Source organism: Mycobacterium sp. 2-64 (genome assembly GCF_035918375.1).
Classification (GTDB): domain Bacteria; phylum Actinomycetota; class Actinomycetes; order Mycobacteriales; family Mycobacteriaceae; genus Mycobacterium; species Mycobacterium intracellulare.
In genome coordinates this window covers 3954854-3975657 of record NZ_CP142361.1, presented here as the reverse complement: position 1 = coordinate 3975657, position 20804 = coordinate 3954854, and the positions used below count along the sequence as shown (strand labels likewise).

22 protein-coding genes are annotated in these 20804 nt (G+C 66.8%); 11 read left to right on the top strand and 11 right to left on the bottom strand.

Translation table 11 applies throughout. The features are described 5' to 3' along the window. Positions 1-27: 27 nt before the first annotated feature. Genes QGN31_RS18450 through QGN31_RS18440 form a run of 3 tightly spaced genes read right to left on the bottom strand, consistent with a single transcriptional unit; the run spans position 28 to position 2519 of the window. A complete protein-coding gene (locus QGN31_RS18450; RefSeq protein ID WP_009952864.1) occupies positions 28-456 on the bottom strand; it encodes a pyridoxamine 5'-phosphate oxidase family protein in 429 nt (142 codons plus the stop codon). Between the two features lie 48 nt (positions 457-504). Then, positions 505-1326: a mycofactocin-coupled SDR family oxidoreductase gene (locus tag QGN31_RS18445; RefSeq protein WP_009952866.1), complete on the bottom strand. Its 822-nt coding sequence runs from the start codon at positions 1324-1326 to the stop codon at positions 505-507. Continuing rightward, positions 1326-2519 carry an acyl-CoA dehydrogenase family protein gene (locus QGN31_RS18440; RefSeq protein WP_041785419.1) on the bottom strand — a complete coding sequence of 398 codons (1194 nt, stop codon included), beginning with the start codon at positions 2517-2519 and terminating at the stop codon, positions 1326-1328. The genes QGN31_RS18445 and QGN31_RS18440 overlap by 1 nt, the downstream gene beginning before the upstream one ends. A 113-nt stretch (positions 2520-2632) precedes the next feature. On the opposite strand from QGN31_RS18440, the gene fabG reads away from it, so the two are divergent. From fabG to QGN31_RS18415, 5 genes are read left to right on the top strand one after another with little or no spacing between them, the layout of a single operon-like run. Then, the gene (gene fabG / locus QGN31_RS18435; RefSeq protein WP_008254916.1) at positions 2633-3382 is read left to right on the top strand and encodes a 3-oxoacyl-ACP reductase FabG; all 750 of its coding nucleotides are present in this window, start codon (positions 2633-2635) and stop codon (positions 3380-3382) included. Continuing rightward, positions 3379-4605, top strand: coding sequence for an acetyl-CoA C-acetyltransferase (locus QGN31_RS18430; protein ID WP_014384099.1), 1227 nt, complete (start codon positions 3379-3381; stop codon positions 4603-4605). The genes fabG and QGN31_RS18430 overlap by 4 nt, the downstream gene beginning before the upstream one ends. Next, positions 4602-5804 carry a CoA transferase gene (locus tag QGN31_RS18425; protein WP_014384100.1) on the top strand — a complete coding sequence of 401 codons (1203 nt, stop codon included), beginning with the start codon at positions 4602-4604 and terminating at the stop codon, positions 5802-5804. Before QGN31_RS18430 ends, QGN31_RS18425 begins: the two co-directional genes overlap by 4 nt. Before the next feature lie 23 nt (positions 5805-5827). Continuing rightward, on the top strand, positions 5828-7021 hold the full coding sequence (locus QGN31_RS18420; protein ID WP_014941523.1) for an acyl-CoA dehydrogenase family protein: 1194 nt from the start codon (positions 5828-5830) through the stop codon (positions 7019-7021). Between the two features lie 4 nt (positions 7022-7025). After that, a complete protein-coding gene (locus tag QGN31_RS18415; RefSeq protein ID WP_009952873.1) occupies positions 7026-7712 on the top strand; it encodes a GntR family transcriptional regulator in 687 nt (228 codons plus the stop codon). Here QGN31_RS18415 and QGN31_RS18410 read toward each other — a convergent pair. Further along, on the bottom strand, positions 7709-8665 hold the full coding sequence (locus QGN31_RS18410; protein WP_014384102.1) for a GlxA family transcriptional regulator: 957 nt from the start codon (positions 8663-8665) through the stop codon (positions 7709-7711). The genes QGN31_RS18415 and QGN31_RS18410 overlap by 4 nt on opposite strands. 75 nt (positions 8666-8740) lie before the next feature. Here QGN31_RS18410 and QGN31_RS18405 point away from each other — a divergent pair, with 75 nt between their 5' ends. The 3 genes from QGN31_RS18405 (at position 8741) to QGN31_RS18395 (ending at position 10144) form a co-directional block, all read left to right on the top strand. Further along, positions 8741-9397, top strand: a complete 657-nt coding sequence (locus tag QGN31_RS18405) for a DJ-1/PfpI family protein (RefSeq protein WP_009952875.1) — start codon at positions 8741-8743, stop codon at positions 9395-9397. A 1-nt stretch (position 9398) separates the two neighbouring features. Next, positions 9399-9707, top strand: coding sequence for a hypothetical protein (locus QGN31_RS18400; RefSeq protein WP_014384103.1), 309 nt, complete (start codon positions 9399-9401; stop codon positions 9705-9707). A gap of 74 nt (positions 9708-9781) precedes the next feature. Next, positions 9782-10144 (top strand): hypothetical protein, encoded by a 363-nt coding sequence (locus tag QGN31_RS18395; RefSeq protein ID WP_041785422.1) that lies wholly within the window; start codon positions 9782-9784, stop codon positions 10142-10144. On the opposite strand, the gene QGN31_RS18390 is transcribed toward QGN31_RS18395, so the two are convergent. From QGN31_RS18390 to QGN31_RS18365, 6 genes are all read right to left on the bottom strand, one after another. After that, entirely contained in the window at positions 10141-11670 is a 1530-nt protein-coding gene (locus QGN31_RS18390) for a class I adenylate-forming enzyme family protein (RefSeq protein WP_014941525.1), read from the bottom strand. The genes QGN31_RS18395 and QGN31_RS18390 overlap by 4 nt on opposite strands. Further along, a complete protein-coding gene (locus QGN31_RS18385; protein ID WP_029384217.1) occupies positions 11663-13204 on the bottom strand; it encodes a class I adenylate-forming enzyme family protein in 1542 nt (513 codons plus the stop codon). Before QGN31_RS18385 ends, QGN31_RS18390 begins: the two co-directional genes overlap by 8 nt. Further along, positions 13194-14663: a class I adenylate-forming enzyme family protein gene (locus tag QGN31_RS18380; RefSeq protein ID WP_009952883.1), complete on the bottom strand. Its 1470-nt coding sequence runs from the start codon at positions 14661-14663 to the stop codon at positions 13194-13196. The genes QGN31_RS18385 and QGN31_RS18380 overlap by 11 nt, the downstream gene beginning before the upstream one ends. Next, positions 14663-15475, bottom strand: coding sequence for an enoyl-CoA hydratase/isomerase family protein (locus QGN31_RS18375; RefSeq protein WP_014382112.1), 813 nt, complete (start codon positions 15473-15475; stop codon positions 14663-14665). Before QGN31_RS18375 ends, QGN31_RS18380 begins: the two co-directional genes overlap by 1 nt. Then, entirely contained in the window at positions 15466-16278 is an 813-nt protein-coding gene (locus tag QGN31_RS18370) for an enoyl-CoA hydratase/isomerase family protein (RefSeq protein ID WP_014382113.1), read from the bottom strand. The genes QGN31_RS18375 and QGN31_RS18370 overlap by 10 nt, the downstream gene beginning before the upstream one ends. A gap of 98 nt (positions 16279-16376) precedes the next feature. Then, the gene (locus tag QGN31_RS18365; protein ID WP_014711112.1) at positions 16377-17198 is read right to left on the bottom strand and encodes an enoyl-CoA hydratase/isomerase family protein; all 822 of its coding nucleotides are present in this window, start codon (positions 17196-17198) and stop codon (positions 16377-16379) included. 208 nt (positions 17199-17406) lie between these two features. Between QGN31_RS18365 and QGN31_RS18360 the strand changes: the two genes are divergently transcribed. Both QGN31_RS18360 and QGN31_RS18355 read left to right on the top strand, forming a co-directional pair. Continuing rightward, entirely contained in the window at positions 17407-18090 is a 684-nt protein-coding gene (locus QGN31_RS18360; protein ID WP_014384110.1) for a hypothetical protein, read from the top strand. Then, the gene (locus QGN31_RS18355; RefSeq protein ID WP_043954619.1) at positions 18087-18983 is read left to right on the top strand and encodes an enoyl-CoA hydratase/isomerase family protein; all 897 of its coding nucleotides are present in this window, start codon (positions 18087-18089) and stop codon (positions 18981-18983) included. The genes QGN31_RS18360 and QGN31_RS18355 overlap by 4 nt, the downstream gene beginning before the upstream one ends. Positions 18984-19001: 18 nt before the next feature. Here the strand turns inward: QGN31_RS18355 and QGN31_RS18350 are convergent, their stop codons facing one another. Beyond that, positions 19002-19802: a TetR/AcrR family transcriptional regulator gene (locus QGN31_RS18350; RefSeq protein WP_014379615.1), complete on the bottom strand. Its 801-nt coding sequence runs from the start codon at positions 19800-19802 to the stop codon at positions 19002-19004. A 192-nt stretch (positions 19803-19994) separates the two neighbouring features. On the opposite strand from QGN31_RS18350, the gene QGN31_RS18345 reads away from it, so the two are divergent. After that, positions 19995-20792, top strand: coding sequence for an SDR family NAD(P)-dependent oxidoreductase (locus QGN31_RS18345; RefSeq protein WP_008254948.1), 798 nt, complete (start codon positions 19995-19997; stop codon positions 20790-20792). The last annotated feature ends 12 nt before the right edge of the window (positions 20793-20804 follow it).

Sequence of the window (20804 nt, the reverse complement as noted above, 5' to 3'; positions counted from 1 at the left end):
TCGGCGTATGCGCGTATATCTCCGCGCTTATAGGTCGCCGGTGAAGTCGGCGCTCAGCCAGCGGTCGGGCCGGATGGTGAACAGCACCTCCTCGACGCCCTCCATGCTGCGGACGAACGCGCGCCCACCTTCCTCGCCGAGGTAGCGAATGGCGATTGCTTCCTGCAAGTCGGCCGGGGCCGGCTTCGTGGTTTCGACGACGCTGCCCTCGACCACCACGTACTGGTACGGCGGCTCCTCGCGCTGGACGACGAGCGTCACCACCCCGGCCCGCTCGATGAGCCGCGCCTTGCGGCTGGACGCGCCGGTCATGATCCGGACGTTGCCGCCCGGCGTGTAGTCGTACCAGATCGGGACGCTGGCCGGCGGCCGGCCGTCGGTGGCCGCGACGGACAGGACGCCGACGTGCTTCGCGGCCAGGAACTCTTGGCGTTCGGTCTCGGTGAAGGCTTTCATGTGGCCTGAAAGCGCGGACGTCGGCGATCTATTCCCGCCGCGCTGAGCTCAATACTGCGTCGAGCCCTGATCGACCGGGATCTGCGCGGCGGTGACCTTGCGGGACTCGTCGCTGGCCAGCCAGCACACGGTGTCGGCGATCTCCTCGGGTTCGGCGACCCAGTCGGGCAGGAACGGCGTGAGGACGTGCGACAGCTGCGGGTTGGTTTCCATCGTCTTGCCCACCGCCGTGACCATGTCGCCCGAACCCATCGGGGTGTTCACCGGACCGGGGTGGACGCTGTTGACCCGGATGGAATGCTTACCCAACTCGGCGGCGAAGGCGCGCGCCAGGCCGGTGACGGCGTGCTTGCTGGCGGTGTAGTGAATCATGAACGGCTGCATCTTCATACCGGCCGCGGAACTGATCAGGATGATGGAGCCGCCGCGGCCGCCCTCGATGATCTTGTCCGCCCCGGCCATCACGGTGTTCCACGTTCCGGTGACGTTGATGTCCATGACGTCGCGAAAGTCTTCCGGTGTGATGTCGTCCCATGCCTGCGGCGCCGCAACCCCGGCGTTGGCGACGATGATGTCCAACCGGCCCAGCGCGGCGACACCGTCCGCGACGACCCTTCGCAGTCCGTCGAAGTCACGCGTGTCCACCACCGACGCGATGATGCGACGGTTCGTTTCCTCGACCAGGCGAACGGTCTCGCTCAGGTCGTCCGGGCTCGCCGGGTCGTAGGGAACGCAGGACGGAAGCTTGCCGGCGATATCGACGGCGATGATGTCCGCGCCTTCGGAGGCCATGCGCACCGCGTGCGCCCGGCCCTGGCCGCGCGCCGCGCCGGTAATCAATGCCACTTTTCCGGCAAGCCTGCCTGCCATTAACGCTCCTTCGTTGTGGTGGTCCGCGCCGCCGCCTTGACCAGATTCGATCCGATGATCAGGCGCTGAATCTCGCTGGTGCCCTCGTAGAGCCGCAGCAGGCGCACGTCGCGGTAAATGCGTTCGACCGCAACGCCTCGCATGTAGCCGCTGCCGCCGTGGATTTGCACCGCGAGATCTGCGACATTGCCGGCCATTTCGGTGCAAAACAGCTTGGCCGCCGACGGCGCGATCCTGCGGTCCTGATCGGTGACCCACAGCCGCGCGGCGTCCCGCACCAGCGCGCGGCCGGCCATCACGCCGGCCTGCTGGTCGGCGAGCATCGCCTGCACCAACTGGAAGCTTCCGATCTCCGCCCCGCCCTGCGTCGCCGTGGCGGCATACGCGACGGATTCGTCGAGCGCGCGTTGGGCGGCGCCCACGGCGAGCGCGGCGATGTGCACCCGGCCGCGGGCCAGTGAGGTCATGGCCGCGCGGTACCCGATGTCTTCGCTGCCGCCGATCAGTGCGGCGTCGTCCACCCGGACGTCGTCGAAGGCGACGTCGGCGGTCCACGCGCCTTCCTGGCCCATCTTGGCGTCCTTGGCGCCCACCTGCACGCCGGCGGCATCGGCCGGCACCAAAAAGACCGCGATCCCGGGTCCCTTGTCGTCGGCCGGCCGGGTGCGGGCGAACACCACGAAAAGGTTGGCGACGGGCGCGTTGGTGATGAAGCGCTTCTGCCCGGAGATCACCCAATTGTCGCCGTCGCGAACGGCTTTGGTGCGCAGGCCGGCGGGGTTGGATCCGGCGCCGGGTTCGGTCAGCGCGAAGGACGCGACGACGTCGCCGGACGCGATCGACTCCAACCAGCGCGATTTCTGTTCGTCGGTGCCGAACCCGACCAGAACCTGTCCGGCGATGCCGTTGTTGGTGCCGAACATCGACCGCAGTGCCAGCGACGTGTAGCCCAGCTCCATCGCCAACTCGACGTCTTGCATCAGGTTGAGGCCGAGGCCGCCCCACTCCTGGGGGATCGCGTAGCCGAACAGGCCCATCCGCTTGGCCTCGTCGCGCAGGTCGTCGGGGACACGATCCTCGTCGAGGATCTCCTGCTCGCGGGGGGCCACCGCGCTGCGCACGAATTGCCTTGTCTGAGCCAGGATCTCGCGGAAGTCCTCGTCGGAGACCTCGGCGATTTCGGCGGTGGCCATCGGCTCCACGCTCCTCTCCCGATCCGGGGCACCCCGGTTCAGGGGAGGATCCTATATCAAATATGATATTTGCCTGATGGGTGCCCGATGGCGGCGATAACAGAGAAGGATGTGTGATCCAGGTGGCGTTGTTGGCAGGTCAGACCGCAGTAATCACCGGCGGAGCGCAAGGACTCGGTCTGGCCATCGCGGAGCGCTTCGTCGCCGAGGGGGCGCGGGTCGTGCTCGGTGACGTCAATCTCGAGGAGACCCAGGTGGTGGCCAAGCAGCTGGGCGGTGACGACGTCGCGATCGCGGTCCGCTGCGATGTCACCCAGTCCTCCGACGTCGAGACGCTGATCCAGACCGCGGTCGAGCGGTTCGGCGGCCTGGACATCATGGTCAACAACGCCGGGATCACCCGGGACGCGACGATGCGCAAGATGACCGAGGAGCAGTTCGATCAGGTCATCAACGTCCACCTGAAGGGAACCTGGAACGGCACCCGGCTGGCCGCCGCCATCATGCGGGAAAACAAGCGCGGCGCCATCATCAACATGTCCTCGGTGTCGGGGAAGGTCGGCATGGTCGGCCAGACCAACTACTCGGCGGCCAAGGCCGGCATCGTCGGCATGACCAAGGCGGCCGCCAAAGAGCTGGCGTATCTGGGCGTCCGGGTCAACGCGATCGCCCCCGGTTTGATCCGGTCGGCGATGACGGAGGCCATGCCGCAGCGCATTTGGGATTCGAAGGTGGCCGAGGTGCCGATGGGCCGGGCCGGTGAGCCCAGCGAAGTCGCCAGCGTGGCCCTGTTCCTGGCTTCCGACCTGTCGTCGTATATGACCGGCACCGTCATGGAAATCACCGGCGGCCGACACCTGTGAGCGGGGTCCGTGAAACCGTCATCTGTGAGCCGGTGCGGACGCCGATCGGCCGCTACGGCGGAATGTTCAAGGCGCTCAGCGCCGTCGACCTCGGTGTCACCGCCCTGAAGGGTCTGCTCGAGCGAACCGGGCTGGCGGCCGACGCCGTGCAAGACGTCATCCTCGGCCACTGCTATCCCAACAGCGATGCGCCGGCGATCGGGCGCGTGGTCGCGCTGGATTCCGGCCTGCCGGTGACGGTTCCGGGCATGCAGGTCGACCGGCGTTGCGGGTCGGGCCTGCAGGCGGTGATCCAGGCCTGCCTGCAGGTCGGCCATGGCGACCACGATCTCGTCGTCGCCGGGGGTTGCGAGAGCATGAGCAACGTCGCCTTCTATTCGACCGATATGCGCTGGGGCGGGGCTCGCGGCGGCGTGCGGGTGCACGACGGGTTGGCGCGGGGACGCACGACCGCCGGCGGACGGCACTACCCGGTGCCGGGTGGAATGCTGGAGACGGCCGAGAATCTGCGCCGCCAGTACGGGATTTCGCGCGAGGAACAAGACGAGCTGGCGGTGCGGTCGCATCAGCGCGCGGTGGCCGCGCAGAAGGACGGCGTCCTCGCCGAGGAGATCGTTCCGGTTGCCGTCCCCACGCGCAGCGGCGAGGAAGTCATCGACGCCGACGAACACCCGCGCGCGGACACGTCGGTGGAGTCGCTGAGCAAGCTCAAACCCGTTCTGCTGAAAGACGACCCGGAGGCGACGGTCACGGCCGGCAACTCCAGCGGGCAGAACGACGCGGCGTCCATGTGCGTGGTGACCACGCCGGAGAGGGCCGACGCGTACGGCCTGAAGCCGTTGGTGCGCCTGGTGTCCTGGGGGGTGGCGGGGGTGGCGCCCAACGTCATGGGCATCGGGCCGGTCCCCGCGACGGAGGTGGCGCTGTCCAAGGCGGGCCTGCAGCTCTCCGACATCGACCTCATCGAGCTCAACGAAGCCTTTGCCGCGCAAGCGCTCGCGGTGATGCGGGAATGGAATTTCGGTGCGGCCGACCATGAGCGGACCAATGTGCACGGTTCGGGAATCTCGCTGGGCCACCCGGTGGGGGCGACGGGCGGACGGATGCTGGCCACGCTGGCGCGCGAGCTCAATCGGCGGCAGGCGCGCTACGGGCTGGAGACCATGTGCATCGGCGGCGGGCAGGGGCTTGCCGCCGTCTTCGAACGGGTCGCATCGAGATGACCGACCCCGGGCTGCCTCTGGACGGCCTCACCGTTGTCGAGGTGTCCAGCTTCGTCGCCGCGCCGCTGTGCGGAATGACCCTGAATCAGCTTGGCGCAGAGGTGATCCGGGTCGACCCTATCGGTGGTGCGTCCGACGTGCAACGCTGGCCGCTGTCGGCGGACGGTACGTCGATCTATTGGACGGGCCTGAACAAGGGAAAGCGTTCGGCCACCATCGATCTGCGCTCCGAAGGCGGCCAGGCACTGGTCCAGCGCCTGATCGTCGAGGGTGACGGCATCGTCGTGACCAACGCGGCCGGGCTGTCCTGGCTGAGCCACGACGTCCTGGCGGCCGAGCGCCCCGACGTCATCCACGTCCAGTTACTCGGGCGCGGTGACGGTTCCACCGGCGTGGATTACACGGTCAACGCCGGCCTGGGCTATCCACTCGTCACGGGCCCGGCCGATCATGCCGGTCCGATCAATCACGTCCTGCCGGCCTGGGACGTGTGCTGCGGACTGTACGCCGCGCTGTCCGTCGTCACCGCCGTCCATCGCCGCGACAAGTCCGGGGCGGGGACGCGGATCAGCCTGGCGTTGGAGGACGTCGCGCTGGCCACCGCCGCCAACCTGGGGTTGCTCACCGAACCTCAGGTCAACGGGACGCAACGCGAACGGCTGGGCAACGCCATCTACGGCCAGTACGGGCAGGACTTCACCAGTCGCGACGGCGGCCGGTTCATGGTCGTCGCCCTGACCAAGCGGCACTTCCGCGATCTGGTCGAGGTCACCGGCACCCAGGACGCTGTGTCGGCACTTGCCGAGGCGCTCGGGGTGGACTTCGGGTCCGAAGGCGACCGGTACCGGTACCAGGACGTGCTGACCGGGTTGTTCGCCACCTGGTTCAACGATCACAGCGCCGACGAGGTCACCGCCGCGCTGTCGAATACCACGGTGCTGTTCGAACGCTACCGCACCTTTGCCGAGGTCGCGGCGGGACCGAAAGTCACTGACAATCCGCTGTTTTCGCGGTTGCGGCAACCGGGCCTCGGCGACTACTTCGCGCCGGGCCTACCGGCGGCGTTCGACGGGATCCATCCCGCCAGCGCGCCGGCGCCCGCCTTGGGACAAGACACCGCCGAGATCCTTCAGCGGTTGCTGGGGCTGACCACCGCCGACGTCGAGCGCCTGACGGACGCCAAGACCATCGCGGGCTGAGCAGCCGGAAGGAAACACAGCACATGACCAAACTCGCCCAGACGCTCGGGCTGACCGAAGTCCAGACCGAAATCATCGCCACCGTCCGGCAATTCGTCGAAAAGGAAGTCATCCCCAACGCGGTTGAACTCGAACGCGCCGACACCTACCCGCAGGCCATCGTCGACCAGCTGCGCGACATGGGTCTGTTCGGGCTGATGATCCCCGAGGAATATGGCGGCCTGGGCGAATCACTGCTGACCTACGCCCTGTGCGTCGAAGAGCTTGCGCGCGGGTGGATGAGCGTGTCCGGGGTGCTCAACACCCATTTCATCGTGGCGTACATGCTGCGCCAGCACGGCACCGACGAGCAGAAGCAACGCTTCCTGCCGCGCATGGCGGCCGGCGAGACGCGTGGCGCCTTCTCGATGTCGGAGCCGGAGCTGGGCTCGGACGTCGCCGCGATCCGGACCCGGGCCCGACGCAACGACGACGGCACCTACACGATCGATGGCCAGAAGATGTGGCTGACCAACGGCGCCACCGCGACGCTGGTGGCAACGCTGGTGCGCACGGACGAGGGCTCGGACAAGCCGCACCGCAACCTGACCGCCTTCCTGGTCGAGAAGCCGGTCGGCTTCGGCGAAGTCGTTCCGGGCCTGCGTATTCCGGGCAAGATCGACAAGCTGGGCTACAAGGGCATCGAAACCACCGAGATGATTTTCGACGGCTACCAGGCCGGCGCCGATGACGTCCTCGGCGGGGCGACGGGGCAGGGCTTTTTCCAGATGATGGACGGCATCGAGGTCGGCCGCGTCAACGTGTCGGCGCGGGCTTGTGGCGTCGGGCTTCGCGCTTTCGAGCTTGCGGTGCGTTACGCGCAACAACGCGAGACGTTCGGCAAGCCGATCGCCGAGCATCAGGCCATCGCGTTCCAGCTGGCCGAGATGGCGACCAAAGTCGAAGCGGCGCACCTGATGATGGTGAACGCGGCGCGGCTGAAGGACTCGGGGGAGCGCAATGACGTCGCCGCCGGGATGGCCAAGTACCTGTGCAGCGAGTACTGCGCCGAGGTCACCCAGCAGAGCTTCCGGATCCACGGCGGCTATGGCTATTCCAAGGAATACGAGATCGAGCGGCTGATGCGCGACGCGCCGTTCCTGCTGATCGGCGAGGGCACCAGCGAAATCCAGAAGAACATCATCAGCAAGCGACTGCTCGCCGAATATCGGGTGTGACACGATGAGCGTTCCGGATTTCGCTGCGCGGCCGCAACTTTCCGAGGACGTTGCGCGCTTGATCCGCAGCAGGATATTCGATGGCACGTACGCCGCCGACTCGTACGTCCGGCTGGATCAATTGGCAGCGGAGTTGGGCATCAGTGTCACGCCGGTGCGCGAGGCGCTGTTCGCGCTGCGCGCCGAGGGTTTGATCGCCCAACAGCCGCGCCGGGGTTTCGTGGTGCTGCCGGTCACCGGACGCGATGTCACCGACGTGGCGAACGTGCAGGCGCACGTCGGCGGCGAGCTGGCCGCGCGGGCCGCGCTCAACATCACCGACGATCAGCTACGCGAGCTCAAAGAGATCCAGGCGCAGTTGGAGAATGCCTATGCCGGTGACGAGCATGAGCACACCGTCGGCCTGAACCACGAATTTCACCGGGCCATCAACATCGCCGCCGATTCGCCCAAGCTGGCGCAACTGATGTCGCAAATCACCCGCTACGCACCCGAATCGGTGTTTCCCGCCATCGAGGGCTGGCCCGAGCAGTCGATGAGGGACCATCGTCGGATCTTGTCCGCGCTGAAAAAGCGTGACGGCGAGCTGGCGCGCGCGGCGATGTCGGAGCATCTCGCCGCCGGCGCGGTCCCGTTGATCGACCACCTCATCGCGCGCGGGGTGGTGACTGGCGGGGACGGATCGCCCTAGCTGGTACCGTCGCCGCCATGGTGGCGAAAGGTGTGCCGATAACTCTGCGGCGGCACGCCGGCCACCCGGCGAAACTGCTCACGGAAATTCGTTGTCGACGCGAAACCCACTTGACGCGCGATCTTTTCGATGCTGTCGGAGGTTCTCTCCAACAGTTGCTGCGCGTGCCTGATCCGGACGTTGTTGACCCATTGCATCGGCGTCTGGCCCGTCTCGTGCTTGAACCGGCGATTGAGCGTCCGCTCGCTACTGGCCGCCCGGCGCGCAATGTCGCGCAACGCCAGCGGCCGGTGCGCGTTGTTCTCGATCCACACCAGTAACTCATCGAGTTCGGTGCTGGACATGCGGCGGTTTCGGATGATGAATTGCGCCTGGCCACCGCTGCGGTGCAGCGGGGTGACGGCCAGGCGGGCGGCATCGGCCGCCGCGGCCGACCCATAATCGCGGGCGACCAGGTGCAGGCACAGGTCAAGTCCCGCAGACGCTCCGGCCGAGGTGAGGATCTGGCCTTCGTCGATGTAGAGCGCGTCGGCGTCGACCCTTACGGCCGGGTAGGTCGCCGTCAGCAGTTCGGCCGCCAACCAGTGCGTGGCCGCCCGCTTGCCGTCCAGGATTCCCGCGGCGGCCAAGGTGAAGGCGCCGCTACAGATCGATGCGATCCGAATGCCCTTTTCGTACGCGGACTTCAGCGCGACGATCACGTCGTCGCGAACCGGTGCCGCGGCGTCGTTTCGGCCCGGCACCACGATGGTGTCGGCATCGCCGAGCTCAGCCAAGCCGTAGTCCGTCGCGATCCGGATCGGTCCCGCTGTAACGACGGGTTCGCAGCCACACACGCGCACTCGGTAGCCCGGCGCGCCGTCCTCGAAGAAGACCCGGCCGAACACCTCAATCGCAATGGCAAGGTCGAACGCGATGGCATCGGGCTCAGCCAGGATCGCGACAGCATGCATGGGTTGGCAATATACCGGCGCAACGTGGCAATCCAGCCACTGTTCTCCGGTGCGGCGATGGGTGACCATAGCCGGGTGCATGCGCAAATCGTGTTGTACGACGGGTTCGACCCGTTCGACGTCATCGCTCCGTTCGAAGTCCTGGCCGCCGGTGCCGAGATGGTCGCGGGCGACCTAGCGGTGACGTTGGTGGCGGCCGAGGGGCCCCGCGCCGTGATCAGCGGTACCCGCGGGCTGGCGCTGGCCGCCACCGCCGCGATCGATCCGGCTGATCGCGGCTGGGTGATCGTGCCCGGTGCCAGCGGACCGACCGTCGGGGATCCCGACGACGGTGTCGACACCATCCCGGTGGTCTTGGCCCGGGCGGCCCAGACCGCGCTGACCCCGCTGTTACACAAGGCCGCTGCCAACCCGGAGGTGATTCTGGCGGGGGTGTGTGGCGGCTCGATCATCATGGCGATGTCCGGACTGATCGAAGGCCGCCACGCGGTCACGCATCATCTGGGGTTGGAGCTACTCGAGGCCGCAGGTGTGCATCCGGTCGCGGCCCGTGTCGTCGACGATGGAGATCTGATTACGGCGGGGGGCGTGACGTCGGGCCTCGATCTCGCACTGCATCTGCTTGATCGTGGCTATGGTCCTCGAGTCGCGCACGCTGTCGAGCAACTCTTCGAATACGAACGGCGGGGCACGGTATGGCGACCGGTGGGCCGGGAACCGCTGGAGGTTTAGGGTGAGCATCCAGGGCGACTGGGACGTGACGATCGAGACCCCGATCGGCACGCTGGCAGTCCTGTACGCGTTCACCGAGTTGCGCGGTGGGCTGACGGGCACCGCGACGTACAGGGACGAAACGGTTGCGTTGCAAGACTTTACGAGCGAGTCGACCGAGGGTGGTACCCGGCTGCGGTGGCGACAGGCGGTGACCAAGCCGATGCGGCTGAATCTGGCCTTTGACGTGCTCGTCACGGGTGACGTTCTGAGCGGTCACTCGCGTGCCGGTCGGCTACCGAAGTCGGCGGTATCCGGAGCTCGTCGGTAGGCATCGCCTTCTCTTGTAGCAAAGCCCACTGAGGCATACGCTGCCATCAGGGTGGGCAACGAATGGAGAAGGAGATGGCTCCAACGCCTCGTGCCGTGGCCGGATTCGTTGCGTGCGTGACAGCGATCGCATTCGCGGCGCCCGCACGTGCCGACCTACTCGACCCGATTCCCGGCAACGGCGTGTTTGTCGTGGGGCCCGATATCGCGCCGGGGCTCTACCACACGGGCGGCTCGGGTTCGGCCTTCGGCGTGTGGATAAACAATGTGCCCACGCAGGACTCGATGTGCTCGTGGTTCACCTACAGCACGCCCGATGCGAACAAGGACCATGTGCTGCAGACGAATACCTCCATCGGTCCGATGTACGCGAACATCAATTCCGCGGTCAAGGCCTTCGAGTCGCAGAATTGTCAACCCTGGACGCGGGTCCCCTAGGGCTGATTCGCGTCGATCAACATCTGCCGCAGCCGGCGGATGTCGACCTTCCCGGTGCCGCCCCGTGGAACGTCGTCGCCGGAGTGGAGCAGCAGCCACACCGTGGGTACCTTGAAGGCGCTCAGCAACTTTCGCGCCGACGCATGAAGTTGGTCGCGGGTGAGCGCGTCGTTGCATACCACCGCCGCGCCGACCCGTTCGCCCGCGGCGCCGGGCACGCTGGTGACAAAGGCGTGGTCGACCCCGTCAATGGTGCGCAGCGCGCGCTCGACCTCGCTGGGGTAGACTGTCGCTCCGCTGACCTTGAACATGTCGTCGGATCGCCCATGGTAGAACAGGAATCCCTGCTCGTCGAGGTGGCCGAGGTCACCGGTCGAATAGAAGCCGTCGGGGGTGAAGAGCTCTTCGCGCCGGCGCCCGCAGATGCCCCGCAGCGTGTGCGGTCCACGGATCTGGATCATGCCGGCGGTTCCCGTCGCGACGGGCATACCGCTTTCGGGGTCCACGACGCGGACTTCCATGCCGGGAAACGGCTTTCCGCAGCTGCCCCACGCCGTGGCGGGCATGTCCGTGTCGGCGGGGTAGCCGCAATACGGCCCGAATGCCTCGGTCATGCCGAACAGCGTCGCGCGCGCCCCGGGCCGAGCGCGCTGCTCGGGCGGCAACAGGGCTTCCAGGCTGCCGGGTCGCAGCGCCGAGAGATCCACGCCGACCGAGCCGGCGTGCCGCGCAAGCGCCTCGGCCTGATCGGGCCAGCCACGAAACAGGGTGACCCGTTCGCGCTCCAGCAGTCTCAGCGTGGTTTCGGGCCGGGGCAATTCTTCGGTCACCAGGGTGGCGCCGGCAAGCAGGACGGACAGGATTCCGCTGCCGAACCCGCCCACCCAGAAGAACGGCATCGGCAGATACAGGCGCGTTTCGCCGCTGATGCAGCGCGCGGCCAGCCCCGATTGCACGGCGCCCAGCGCATTGCCGTGGGAGTGCAGGACGCCCTTGGGTGATCCGCTGCTGCCCGAGGTGAACATGATGACCAGCGCGTCGGCGGGGGTGACCGTTTCGGTCATGGCATCGATGATCCGGCGGGCCCGGTCACTCGCGGGGGCGCTGTCGAGCTGATCGGTCGACCAAACCTGTTGCAACGCCGGAATTTCGGACTCGGGCACCGCCTTGAGGTCGTCGAGGTAGCGATGGCCGCGAAACTCTTCGACGCTCACCAGGAACTGGACGGCGGCGACCCGCAATTGCGCGACGAGTTCGCCGGCCTGCAGCAGCGTGCTCAGTGGCACCAGGACGGCGCCGATGCGTGTCAGGGCGACGGCGATCTGTACCCAGCGGGTGCCGTTGGGCATGATCAACCCGACCCGGGAGCCCTTGCCCACGCCCGCTTCCACAAACACGGCCGCCAGTTCCCTTGTGGTGGAGTCGAGTTCGCGGTAGCTGAGCCGCGAGGTGGGATCGATCACCATCGGTGTATCCGCGTCGTGCCGGGCCCGAAACCGCACCAGTTGGTCGATGGTGCTAGGCATCGAAAAGCTTTCTCAGCCGCCGCGTGTCGACCTTGCCGCTGGACAACAGCGGGACATCGGCGCGGGACAGGGAGACAAACCGTTTGGGAATCTTGTACGACGACAGCTCCGCCTTGAGCCGTTCCCGCACGGCCGACTCGTCGAAATCCGGCTGCACGACCACCGCCGCGACCAGCTCTCCCCGTTGGGTATCGGGCACGCCCACCACGTAAGCCTCGGCGCCGGTGACCCGGGTGATCGCCTGCTCGACCTCGGCCGCCGAGACGTTGGCACCCGCCGTCTTGACCATCGCGCTGAGCCTGCCGACGAAGTAGACGAATCCGTCGTCGTCGGTGCGCACCAGATCGCCGGTGTGAAACCAGCCGTCGGCGTCGAAGCACTCCTCGCGAGAGCGCTTGTAGTAGCCCTGCATCACGTACGGTCCGCGGATGCAGAGTTCACCGACTCCGGAGGCGTCCTGATCGACGATCATCGTCTCGAAGCCGGGCGCGGGCTTGCCGAATGATCCCCGCCGCGTCTCGGGCTGGTCGGATTCGTCCTCGCTGATCAGGACGACGCTGCCGGCCTCGGTCATCCCGAGCATGTTGTGCCGCAGCTCCGGGTCGGCGGGGCGGGTGTCGGGGGCCATGATCGGGTAGAGGTTGCCGCGCCGCATCGACGACAGATCACGCTCGGCGTAGCTGGGGTGCTCGGCGAGGTGAGCGATGCCGGCCGCGAACCCGTTGGTCATGGTGGGTCGTTCGGCCTCCAACAGGTCGAGCGTGGCCCCGGCGTCGATGGCGTTGGAGCAGACCAGGGTTGATCCGGCCACCAGGGTGGCCAGCAGGCCGAACGCGAACCCGCCGATCCAGAAGAACGGCGAATTGCAGAACAGTTTGTCCGAAGCGGTCAGGCCGCGGATCGCGTTGAGGTTCCGCTGATGTCCGAGCAGTGCGCCATGCGTATGCACTACCCCTTTGGGGGCACTGGTTGACCCGGACGTGTAGACGATCGCCAGCGGATCGCAGTCGTAGACAACGTCTTCGCTCGCCCGCAGCAGCGCCACGTCGACGCTGCCGGCCAGCGCGCGCACCGCGTCGTGCGCAAACGCCACGTGGCGCAGCTGCGGCACCGCGGCGCAAAACAAGCGGTCGCCGAAATCGAGGTCGGCCCGCGGAATCACCTCGGACAGTCGCTGCACATAGTCGTGGGACCGAAAAGACCCGGCGCTCAGCAGGATTTGGACGTCGCTGTCGACCAGCTGCTCGCGCAGTTCCCGGGCGGTGACGAACGTGGAGAACGGGACTACCACGGCACCGATTCGCGCCGCCGCCAGCATGCCGACGACGAAGTCGCTTCCGTTCGGGTGCAGGAGGCCCACATGGGTTCCCTTACCGGCGCCGAGGGCCATCAGGCCGCGGGCGAGCTCCGCCGATCGGTGATCGGCTTCGGCGTATCCGATGCGGTCGCCGTCGCAGACCAGCAGCGGGTGATCCCCGCGCGCCCGGGCCTGCTGTCGCAACGTCGCGGCGACCGTCACAGGATCAGCGCGCATGGTTGCGCGGCGCCGCGAGCTCGCGGAAGTGTTCCTGGATCGCGCCGAGATCGGGTTTTCCCGACGGCGTTCGCGGAATGGCGTCGACGATCGCGATCTCGGTCGGAATCTCATAGCGCGCCAAGCGCTCTCGCAGATGCACCACCAGCGCGTCGGCGTCGGCCGCACCCGGCTCGCGCAGTTCGACCATGGCGACCGGCGTCTCTCCGAGCCGCTCGTCGGGCCGGGCGATGACCGCCGCGCCGGCCACCGCGGGGTGGCTCTCCAGCGCGGCGCGAACGTCGTCGGGCATCACCTTGAAGCCGCCGCGGATGATCGCCTGGTCGGCGCGGCCGACAATCCAGAGGAACCCGTCGGCGTCGATGCGTGCCATGTCCGTGGTTCGCATCCATTGCGCGGCCGGTCCCAGCTGGCCCGGCTTGACCTCCAGCAGGCCGACTTCGTCTGGGCCGAGCAGTGTTCCGTCGTCGGCTACCACCCTGAGCTGGGCGCCCGGATTGGCCCGTCCGACGCTGCCTCGTTTGGCTCGCCAGTACCGCTGATGGTCGGGAAGGGTCCAGCCCGCCACGCCGCCCCCGAACTCGGTTGCGGCATAGGAGGTCAGCACCGGGATGCCGTACTTATCGGTGAAGGCGTCGGCATCATCGGCCGACAGCGGCGCCGTGCCGCAGGTGACGGCCCGGACGCTGTCCAGGTCGGCCGGCGACACGTCCGAGTGCAAGACCGTGCGCAGGGCCGCCGGTACCAGCGATACGGCGCGGGGCCGGTGGGTGCGCACCGCGTCGACCCATGCGTTCAGCTCGAATCGCTCCAACAGCACGAACGGTCGGGCCTCGGCGATGCATTGCAGCACGCGGAATACCCCGCCGATGTGCACCAGCGGCGAGTTCACGATGGCGACGCCGCGCCGCAGCTCGGTGGGTGCCGGCGCGCGGTCGGGTTCGGAGCCCATCACGCTGCGCGCCAACATGTCGTAGGTCAGGTCGATTCGCTTGGGTGGACCCGTCGTGCCGCTGGTCAACATGCGCACCGCGACACCGGTCGACGGGCCTGGCTCGGCGCCGGGTTGCCCGGACACGTCGACGTCGTCGGCCGGTCCCGAGATCGCGACCGTCGGGATGCCCGGCGTCACCAGCGCCGTCAGATCGTCGCGCTCGCCGACGATCAATCCAAGCTGCAGCCTCGCGACATCGGCCTTGGTGCGCTCGTCGCCGCGCGACGGGTTGATGACCACAACGGTTCCGCCGCCCAGCAGCACACCCAGAAAGGCCGCCACGTGCCCCGGCCGGTTGCGCAGCAGCATCCCGACCTCGGCGCCGGCGCTCAGGCCGGCGATGCGCTGCGCCAGGGTGCCGACCTGCTCCCACGAGATCCATTGGCCGCCATACTCGATGGCGCGTGAGTCTGGTTCGAGGTCGAGCACATCGGCGATGCGTTGGATGAGCGGGTGACGCGGCATCAGCGGATCTTCGGTGTGCGTTTGGTGGCCCCGTCGCCGGGAGTCTTCTGCGCGGCCAGTTCCGCGGTGCCCAGCGGGTTTCCCAGCCGGGTGTAGATGAGGCCCTGTTCCAGCGCGGCGCGATACGGCTTGTCCAGCGACTCCCAAATCGCTTTGACCGTGCCCTGAGTCGCCGTTGGCGGCTTTGCGGCGATGGTCGCCGCGATCTCATGGGCGCGGTCCCAGAGCTGGCCGGAAGCGACGACCTCGGAGACCAATCCGATGCGCAGCGCGGTGTCGGCGCTGACCCGCTCGTCGTTGCCCATCAGGGCGATGCGCAGCGTCTCGCCGAGGCCGACGCGGCGCATCAGGCCGATCGGCTCCAGCGCGCAAACCAGGCCGGCCGACACGTGGGAGTCGAAGAACGTGGCGTCTTCCGAGCAGATGACCACGTCGGATTCGTTGATGAAGTAGAACGCGCCGGCGGTGCACATCCCCTGGACCGCGCAGACCACCGGCTTCCACATTTTCTGCCATTTGGGACTCAGGGCTTCGCCGGGATCTTCGTGGTTCCAGATGTTTTCGGGCTGCCCATAGGGCGTCTTGATGTCCAGTCCCGCGCTGAACGCCCGGTCGCCGGCGGCGCGCAGCACCACCGCGTGCACGGACTCGTCGAGTTTGACCGTGTGCCAGGCGCGGGCCATCTCCTCACACATGGTGCGGTTGAACGCGTTCAGCTGCCCGGGCCGGTTCAGGGTGATGGTGGCGACGTGATCGGTGGCGTCGACCGCGAGCAGGATGGTTTCGAAACTCATCGGCTTGTTCACCGGCATTGCCAATTCGGCTTGCGCTTCTCGACGAAAGCCTTGGGCCCCTCGGCCGCGTCCTCGGTCCGCAGCACCCGCTCACGGAAGGTTTCGGCGAGTATCTCCGCCTCGTGCAGCGGCACATTCAGGCCCTTGAGGATCGCCAGGCGGGTGCCCCGGACGGCCAGGGGCGCATTGGAATTGACGATGTCGGCGATCTCGTGGGCCCGGTCCAGCAGGCGGTCGTGCTCGACGACCTCGCTGATCAGTCCCAGCTCATAGGCGCGCTCCGCGCTCATCCGCTCGTGCTTGCCCATCAGGGCCATCCGCAGGGCGATCGAGCGGGGCAGCACGCGGGATACCCGAACCAGTTCGCGGCCGGCCACCAGTCCGATGCTGACGTGCGGATCGAAAAAGGTTGCCTGCTCGGAGGCGATGACGATGTCTGTCGTGGTGACCCAATCCATACCGGCGCCACAACAGATTCCGTTCACCGCGGTCAGCACCGGCTTGGCCGTGGTGCGAAAGGGCGGCGTGCCCTCCTGCGGAGCCTCCCATTGGTCATACGTCGACAGGTACGGCCGCTCGTAGATCACCTTGCCGTCTTCGGGGATCTCCTTGACGTCGGCGCCGGTGCAGAAGGCGCGGCCGGTGCCCGTGACGATGGTCAGCCAGACGTTGTCGTCGTTTTCGGCCTCGTCGTAGGCGGCCCGCAGTTCGGTGATCATGTGCGGGCTGAGCGCATTGAGGGCGTCCGGGCGATTGAGGGTGATCGTCGCGGTGTGCCCGTCGACCTCGTACTTGATGGTGTCGAACGAATCAGTGGGCATCGGTCATCCCTTCGCTTTGCAGAGAACGTCGAGTGTGGGGCGTATGGACGAATTCGAGGCAGTTCCCGTGCGTAGGTCCCGCGCTCGACGCCCGAGAGCTAGCGTCCACGAAAATCCGGATCCCGCCGCCGCCGGAAGGCCTCCAAGCCCTCTTTGAAATCGCCTGTCCGGCAAGATAACTCCAGATTGAACAACTCCTGGTTCAGCGACTGGCCCAGCGTCGCATGCTGTCCGAAGTTCATGGCCTGCTTGGCCAGCCCGATCGCCGCCGTCGGACCGGAGGCCAGCCGGGCAACCAGCTCCTCGGCGGCGCGGTCGAGGTCGGGGCCGCTCACCGACTGGTGAATGAGCCCCCAGTCGGCCGCGTCGTTCCCGCTCACCTTCTCTCCGAGCAGCAGCATCCGCCGGGCCCGCGCCAGGCCGACGAGCCGCGGCACCAGCCAGGTGGACCCCGAGTCCGGGCTGAAGCCGCGGTCGAGGAACGGCTCCCAGAACACCGCGTCGTCGGCGGCCACGGTGAAGTCAGCGGCCAAGGCGAGATTGCAACCGAATCCCACGGCCCATCCGCGCACGCTGCACACCACCGGCAGCTGAATGCCGGCGACGAGTTCGATCACGCGGTGAGCGGCATGGGGAACCCGGCGCACCAGATCACCGGTGCGGGGACGTTGGCCGCCGGGATCGTTGGCGGCCACCCAGTCGGAGCCGGCGCAGAAATCGTCTCCGGCCCCGCGGAGGTGTACGGCGCGCAGCGAGTCGTCGGACGCGGCAACCGTCAGCGACTCGACCAGAGTTCCGATCATCAACTGCGTCAACGAGTTACGCCGGGATGGGCGATCAAGCGTCACCCGTAACACCGCACCGTCTCGGTGCACTGTTACCGACCCCTCGGCTCCGGCCGAGCCGGCCCCTTGACTCACCGTCGATCCGGCCTTTCTCCGCCGATACGGTTACCCATACAGTAGGCAATACGATTGATACGCTGTATAAGTTAGCAAGGATACGCTGCCTGCGAAACTACCCAGGTGAAAGAGAGAATCATGGCCCGCGCCGACGACGATGCAGAGCGTAAGCGATGAGGAGGAGTGGCGCCGATGGTCGCGCCGACGACGATGCAGAGCGTAAGCGATGAGGAGGAGTGGCGCCGATGGTCGCGCCGACGACAACGCCAGATTCGGCGAGGCGCCGCTTGACCAGACCGTGGCCGCCGCCGCCGCCATGCGCCGCCTGAGCTCGCTGCTGGTGTCGCTGGAACATCCGCACCCGGCGGTGGATGCCATGTTGGAGAAGTTCACCGAGTGGGAGCGCGAGTTGTCGGCCGCCGCGCCGGCGGACAACGCACCGCGCATCGGCGAACTGCCCGACGATCCCCGGCGCGTCTACCTCAATCACGCCACCGACATCGGCGCCTACAACCCGTGTTTCCCCGAGTACCGGTTCACCGAATTCGATGCCGAGAAGGCAACGGGAGGAGTCGAATTCCCGGTGATCTACGAAGGGCCACCGGGACTGGTGCACGGCGGATTCCTGGGCGTCTTCTTCGACTGCGTGATCCAGCACCACAATTGCGTCACCGGCCTTTCCGGCAAAACCCGGTCCTTGGCCGTGACGTTCCGCAGACCGACACCGGTGTTGACGGAGCTGCGATTCGACATCGCGCGCTCGGAAGGCGAACGGGGTATCACGTCGACCGCGCGACTGTGGCTCGACGACGAAGTGCTGTGTACGGGCGAGGTCAACACGTTGGCGTCACGGCCCGAGAAGCTTGCCGGATCGCGGTTCGGCAGGCGCCGAAAGGAGTCCGATAAATGACCGCTTCGAGCACCTCTGACGATCGCGTGCTCTTCGACATCGATCAAGACCGGCGCATCGCGACGGTCACGCTGAACAATCCCCAACAGCGGAACTCCTATGACGCCAGCATGCGCGAGGCCGTCGCCCGTTGCCTGGACCGGGTGGCCGATGACGACGACCTCACGGTGGTGTTGTTGCGCGGAGCCGAGGGAGTCTTCTCCACCGGGGCCGACATGAACAATGCGTACGGCTGGTACGGCGACAAGGCCAAGGCGTCCGACGATGCGGCAGCCAAGCGTCGCCCGAGTCAGCGTCGCCGACTTGCCGTGGACCGCAAGTCTTTTGGCTTCTATCACAATTTCATGGGTTTCCCCAAGGTCACGGTGGGGGAGATCGCCGGCTACGCGCTGGGTGGCGGTTTCGAGATGGCCCTGATGACCGATATCTCCGTCATCGCGCGGGACACCAAGGTCGGCATGCCGGCAACCCGCTTCCTGGGCCCAGCGCTGGGCAGCTTGCACATGTTCTTCCACCGGCTCGGGCCGGTGCTGGCGCGGCGCCTGCTGTTGACCGGTGACATCATCGAGGCGGGCGCGATCGAACATCTCGGAATCTTCACGGACACCTGCGATCCCGGCGCGGTGACCGCCCGGGCGCGCTACTGGGCCGAGAAGGCGGCGAAGATGCCGGCCGACGGGGTCGTCATCGCCAAGGAGGCGTTCCGGCTTGTCGAGCAGAGCCAGGCGTATCAGGGTGAGGAGGTCGCCAGCTACCTGTTCCACGCCTTCGGCACCAACCTGCAATTCGGGCCGGCCGAATTCAACTTCGTCAAGACCCGCGCCCAGCACGGCGCCAGGGAGGCCTTCCGGCTACGCGACGAGCACTTCCACGTGCCCGAACCCGAGGCGTGACAAGCGGTTTCGGTTAGGTCAGCGATTCGCCGGCGCCTTGGACCGACCTCGCGCGGTCGACGACTTGCGCTGGCGGCTCGCCCCCGCCTTGCCCTTGGCTGCGTTGCTCTCGTCGATCAGCCTGCTGGCGTGATCGAGGATGCAGGTGAGGCCGTACTCGAAATTGGTCTCGTCCGGGGCGCCGATGCGGTGCCCGATTCGGGTGACTTGGGAAAGGAGCGGGGTCTTTTCGGGGTCGATGGCAACGGCGTCCTCGATGGCACGGGGTCCGATATCCGACGACTGGTTTTTTTCGTACAGCCGTTGCAGAACCACTGATCCGCGGACGTGAACCGAAACCGCCGAATAGGTGTCGAACGCGTCCTCCGGCGACAAGCCGGCCTCCACCAGATTGGAAACTGCCTTCTCCATCTCCTGTGCGCCCATCCGTGCCGCTTTCGGAGACAGTGCCGCGCGAATCAGAATCAGGTCGCACAGAATTGGGTTGCCCATGAACGTCTTACGCATCAAGCGCGCGTGGTTGCGCAGGGTTTCCCGCCAGTCGCTGGCTTCGACATAGGGGGTGGCGAACACGTACTTGCTCAGGGCGCGGTCAGTCATCGCGTTGAGCAGGTCGTCCTTCTTGCGGAAGTACCAGTAGATGCTCGTCACACCCACGCCGAGATGTTTGCCGAGCAGCGGCATGCTCAGGTTGTCGATCGACACCTCCTCGGCGAGTTCGAATGCGCCGCTGATGATGTCGTCGGGATTGATGGACCCGCGTTCGCGTCGCTGACGCTTATCGGCGGTTGCCTGTTTTGCCACTACGGGCACCTCCATCAAAATCTGTTTCGTGCATGAGGTCCGCCGGCCGCGTTGCCGGTAAAATCGAATTTACCGGCTCTTCGGTACTGACCTGCGTATACGCTTTCGTGTCGCAATTTCCCTCTGCTACTGTAATACCTATCGTAGGCTTTTTGGTAAATCGGCTGGACAGGCGAAAATGGCCAGGTTAGAGCTGCGGGTCAAGCAATGGATCTAGGGCTGGCAAACGCCGCCGCGGTGGTGGTCGGCGGTAGCCGCGGCATGGGTTTGGCCACCGCGCGCTGCCTTGCCGACGAGGGGGCCCGGGTAGCGGTCGTCGGGCGCAGCCGTGACGCGCTGGATTCCGCGGTGACCGATCTCACGCAACGGGGTAGCCCGGACGCCCTCGGGCTCGTCGCCGACATCGGCGACGACGCCGCCGTCGGCACGGCTTTCGGTGAGCTTTCCCAGCGCTGGGGCGGCGAACTCAACGCTCTGGTCATCACGGTGGGGCCGGGCGCCGCGGGTACCTTCGAGGATTTGACCGACGACCAATGGCGTCAGTCGGTTGAAGACGGGGTGCTGGGCATGGTGCGCTGTGTGCGGGCGGCGCTACCGCTGCTGCGTAAGGCGCAGTGGGCGCGGATCGTGAACTTCTCGGCGCACTCGACTCAGCGACAAAGTGTCATGCTGCCCGCGTACACGGCGGCGAAATCGATGCTGACGAGCGTATCGAAGAACCTGTCCCTGCTGCTGGCCAAGGACGAGATCTTGGTCAACGTGGTATCGCCGGGCAGCATCGCATCGGAATCACTGGTCGGCTGGGCGAATTCGGTCGGCGTCGACGGCCATGATCCCTATGCCCTGATGGAGGCCATCGGCAAGCATTTCGGTCATCCCGCGCACATGCCACGGGCGGGCCTCCCCGAAGAAATCGGCCCGGTCGCAGCGTTTCTCGCCTCGCGCCGCAACTCCTACATGACCGGAGCCAACATCAACGTCGACGGCGGTTCGGACTTCACCTGACTTCCCTGACCG

Bases quoted from the DNA above. Each gene is read 5' to 3' on its own strand.
- QGN31_RS18450 (WP_009952864.1), bottom strand. From the start codon at position 456: ATGAAAGCCTTCACCGAGACCGAACGCCAAGAGTTCCTGGCCGCGAAG.
- QGN31_RS18445 (WP_009952866.1), bottom strand. From the start codon at position 1,326: ATGGCAGGCAGGCTTGCCGGAAAAGTGGCATTGATTACCGGCGCGGCG.
- QGN31_RS18440 (WP_041785419.1), bottom strand. From the start codon at position 2,519: ATGGCCACCGCCGAAATCGCCGAGGTCTCCGACGAGGACTTCCGCGAG.
- QGN31_RS18425 (WP_014384100.1), top strand. From the start codon at position 4,602: ATGACCGACCCCGGGCTGCCTCTGGACGGCCTCACCGTTGTCGAGGTG.
- QGN31_RS18420 (WP_014941523.1), top strand. From the start codon at position 5,828: ATGACCAAACTCGCCCAGACGCTCGGGCTGACCGAAGTCCAGACCGAA.
- QGN31_RS18415 (WP_009952873.1), top strand. From the start codon at position 7,026: ATGAGCGTTCCGGATTTCGCTGCGCGGCCGCAACTTTCCGAGGACGTT.
- QGN31_RS18410 (WP_014384102.1), bottom strand. From the start codon at position 8,665: ATGCATGCTGTCGCGATCCTGGCTGAGCCCGATGCCATCGCGTTCGAC.
- QGN31_RS18395 (WP_041785422.1), top strand. From the start codon at position 9,782: ATGGCTCCAACGCCTCGTGCCGTGGCCGGATTCGTTGCGTGCGTGACA.
- QGN31_RS18390 (WP_014941525.1), bottom strand. From the start codon at position 11,670: ATGCCTAGCACCATCGACCAACTGGTGCGGTTTCGGGCCCGGCACGAC.
- QGN31_RS18385 (WP_029384217.1), bottom strand. From the start codon at position 13,204: ATGCGCGCTGATCCTGTGACGGTCGCCGCGACGTTGCGACAGCAGGCC.
- QGN31_RS18380 (WP_009952883.1), bottom strand. From the start codon at position 14,663: ATGCCGCGTCACCCGCTCATCCAACGCATCGCCGATGTGCTCGACCTC.
- QGN31_RS18375 (WP_014382112.1), bottom strand. From the start codon at position 15,475: ATGCCGGTGAACAAGCCGATGAGTTTCGAAACCATCCTGCTCGCGGTC.
- QGN31_RS18370 (WP_014382113.1), bottom strand. From the start codon at position 16,278: ATGCCCACTGATTCGTTCGACACCATCAAGTACGAGGTCGACGGGCAC.
- QGN31_RS18360 (WP_014384110.1), top strand. From the start codon at position 17,407: ATGAGGAGGAGTGGCGCCGATGGTCGCGCCGACGACAACGCCAGATTC.
- QGN31_RS18355 (WP_043954619.1), top strand. From the start codon at position 18,087: ATGACCGCTTCGAGCACCTCTGACGATCGCGTGCTCTTCGACATCGAT.
- QGN31_RS18350 (WP_014379615.1), bottom strand. From the start codon at position 19,802: ATGGAGGTGCCCGTAGTGGCAAAACAGGCAACCGCCGATAAGCGTCAG.
- QGN31_RS18345 (WP_008254948.1), top strand. From the start codon at position 19,995: ATGGATCTAGGGCTGGCAAACGCCGCCGCGGTGGTGGTCGGCGGTAGC.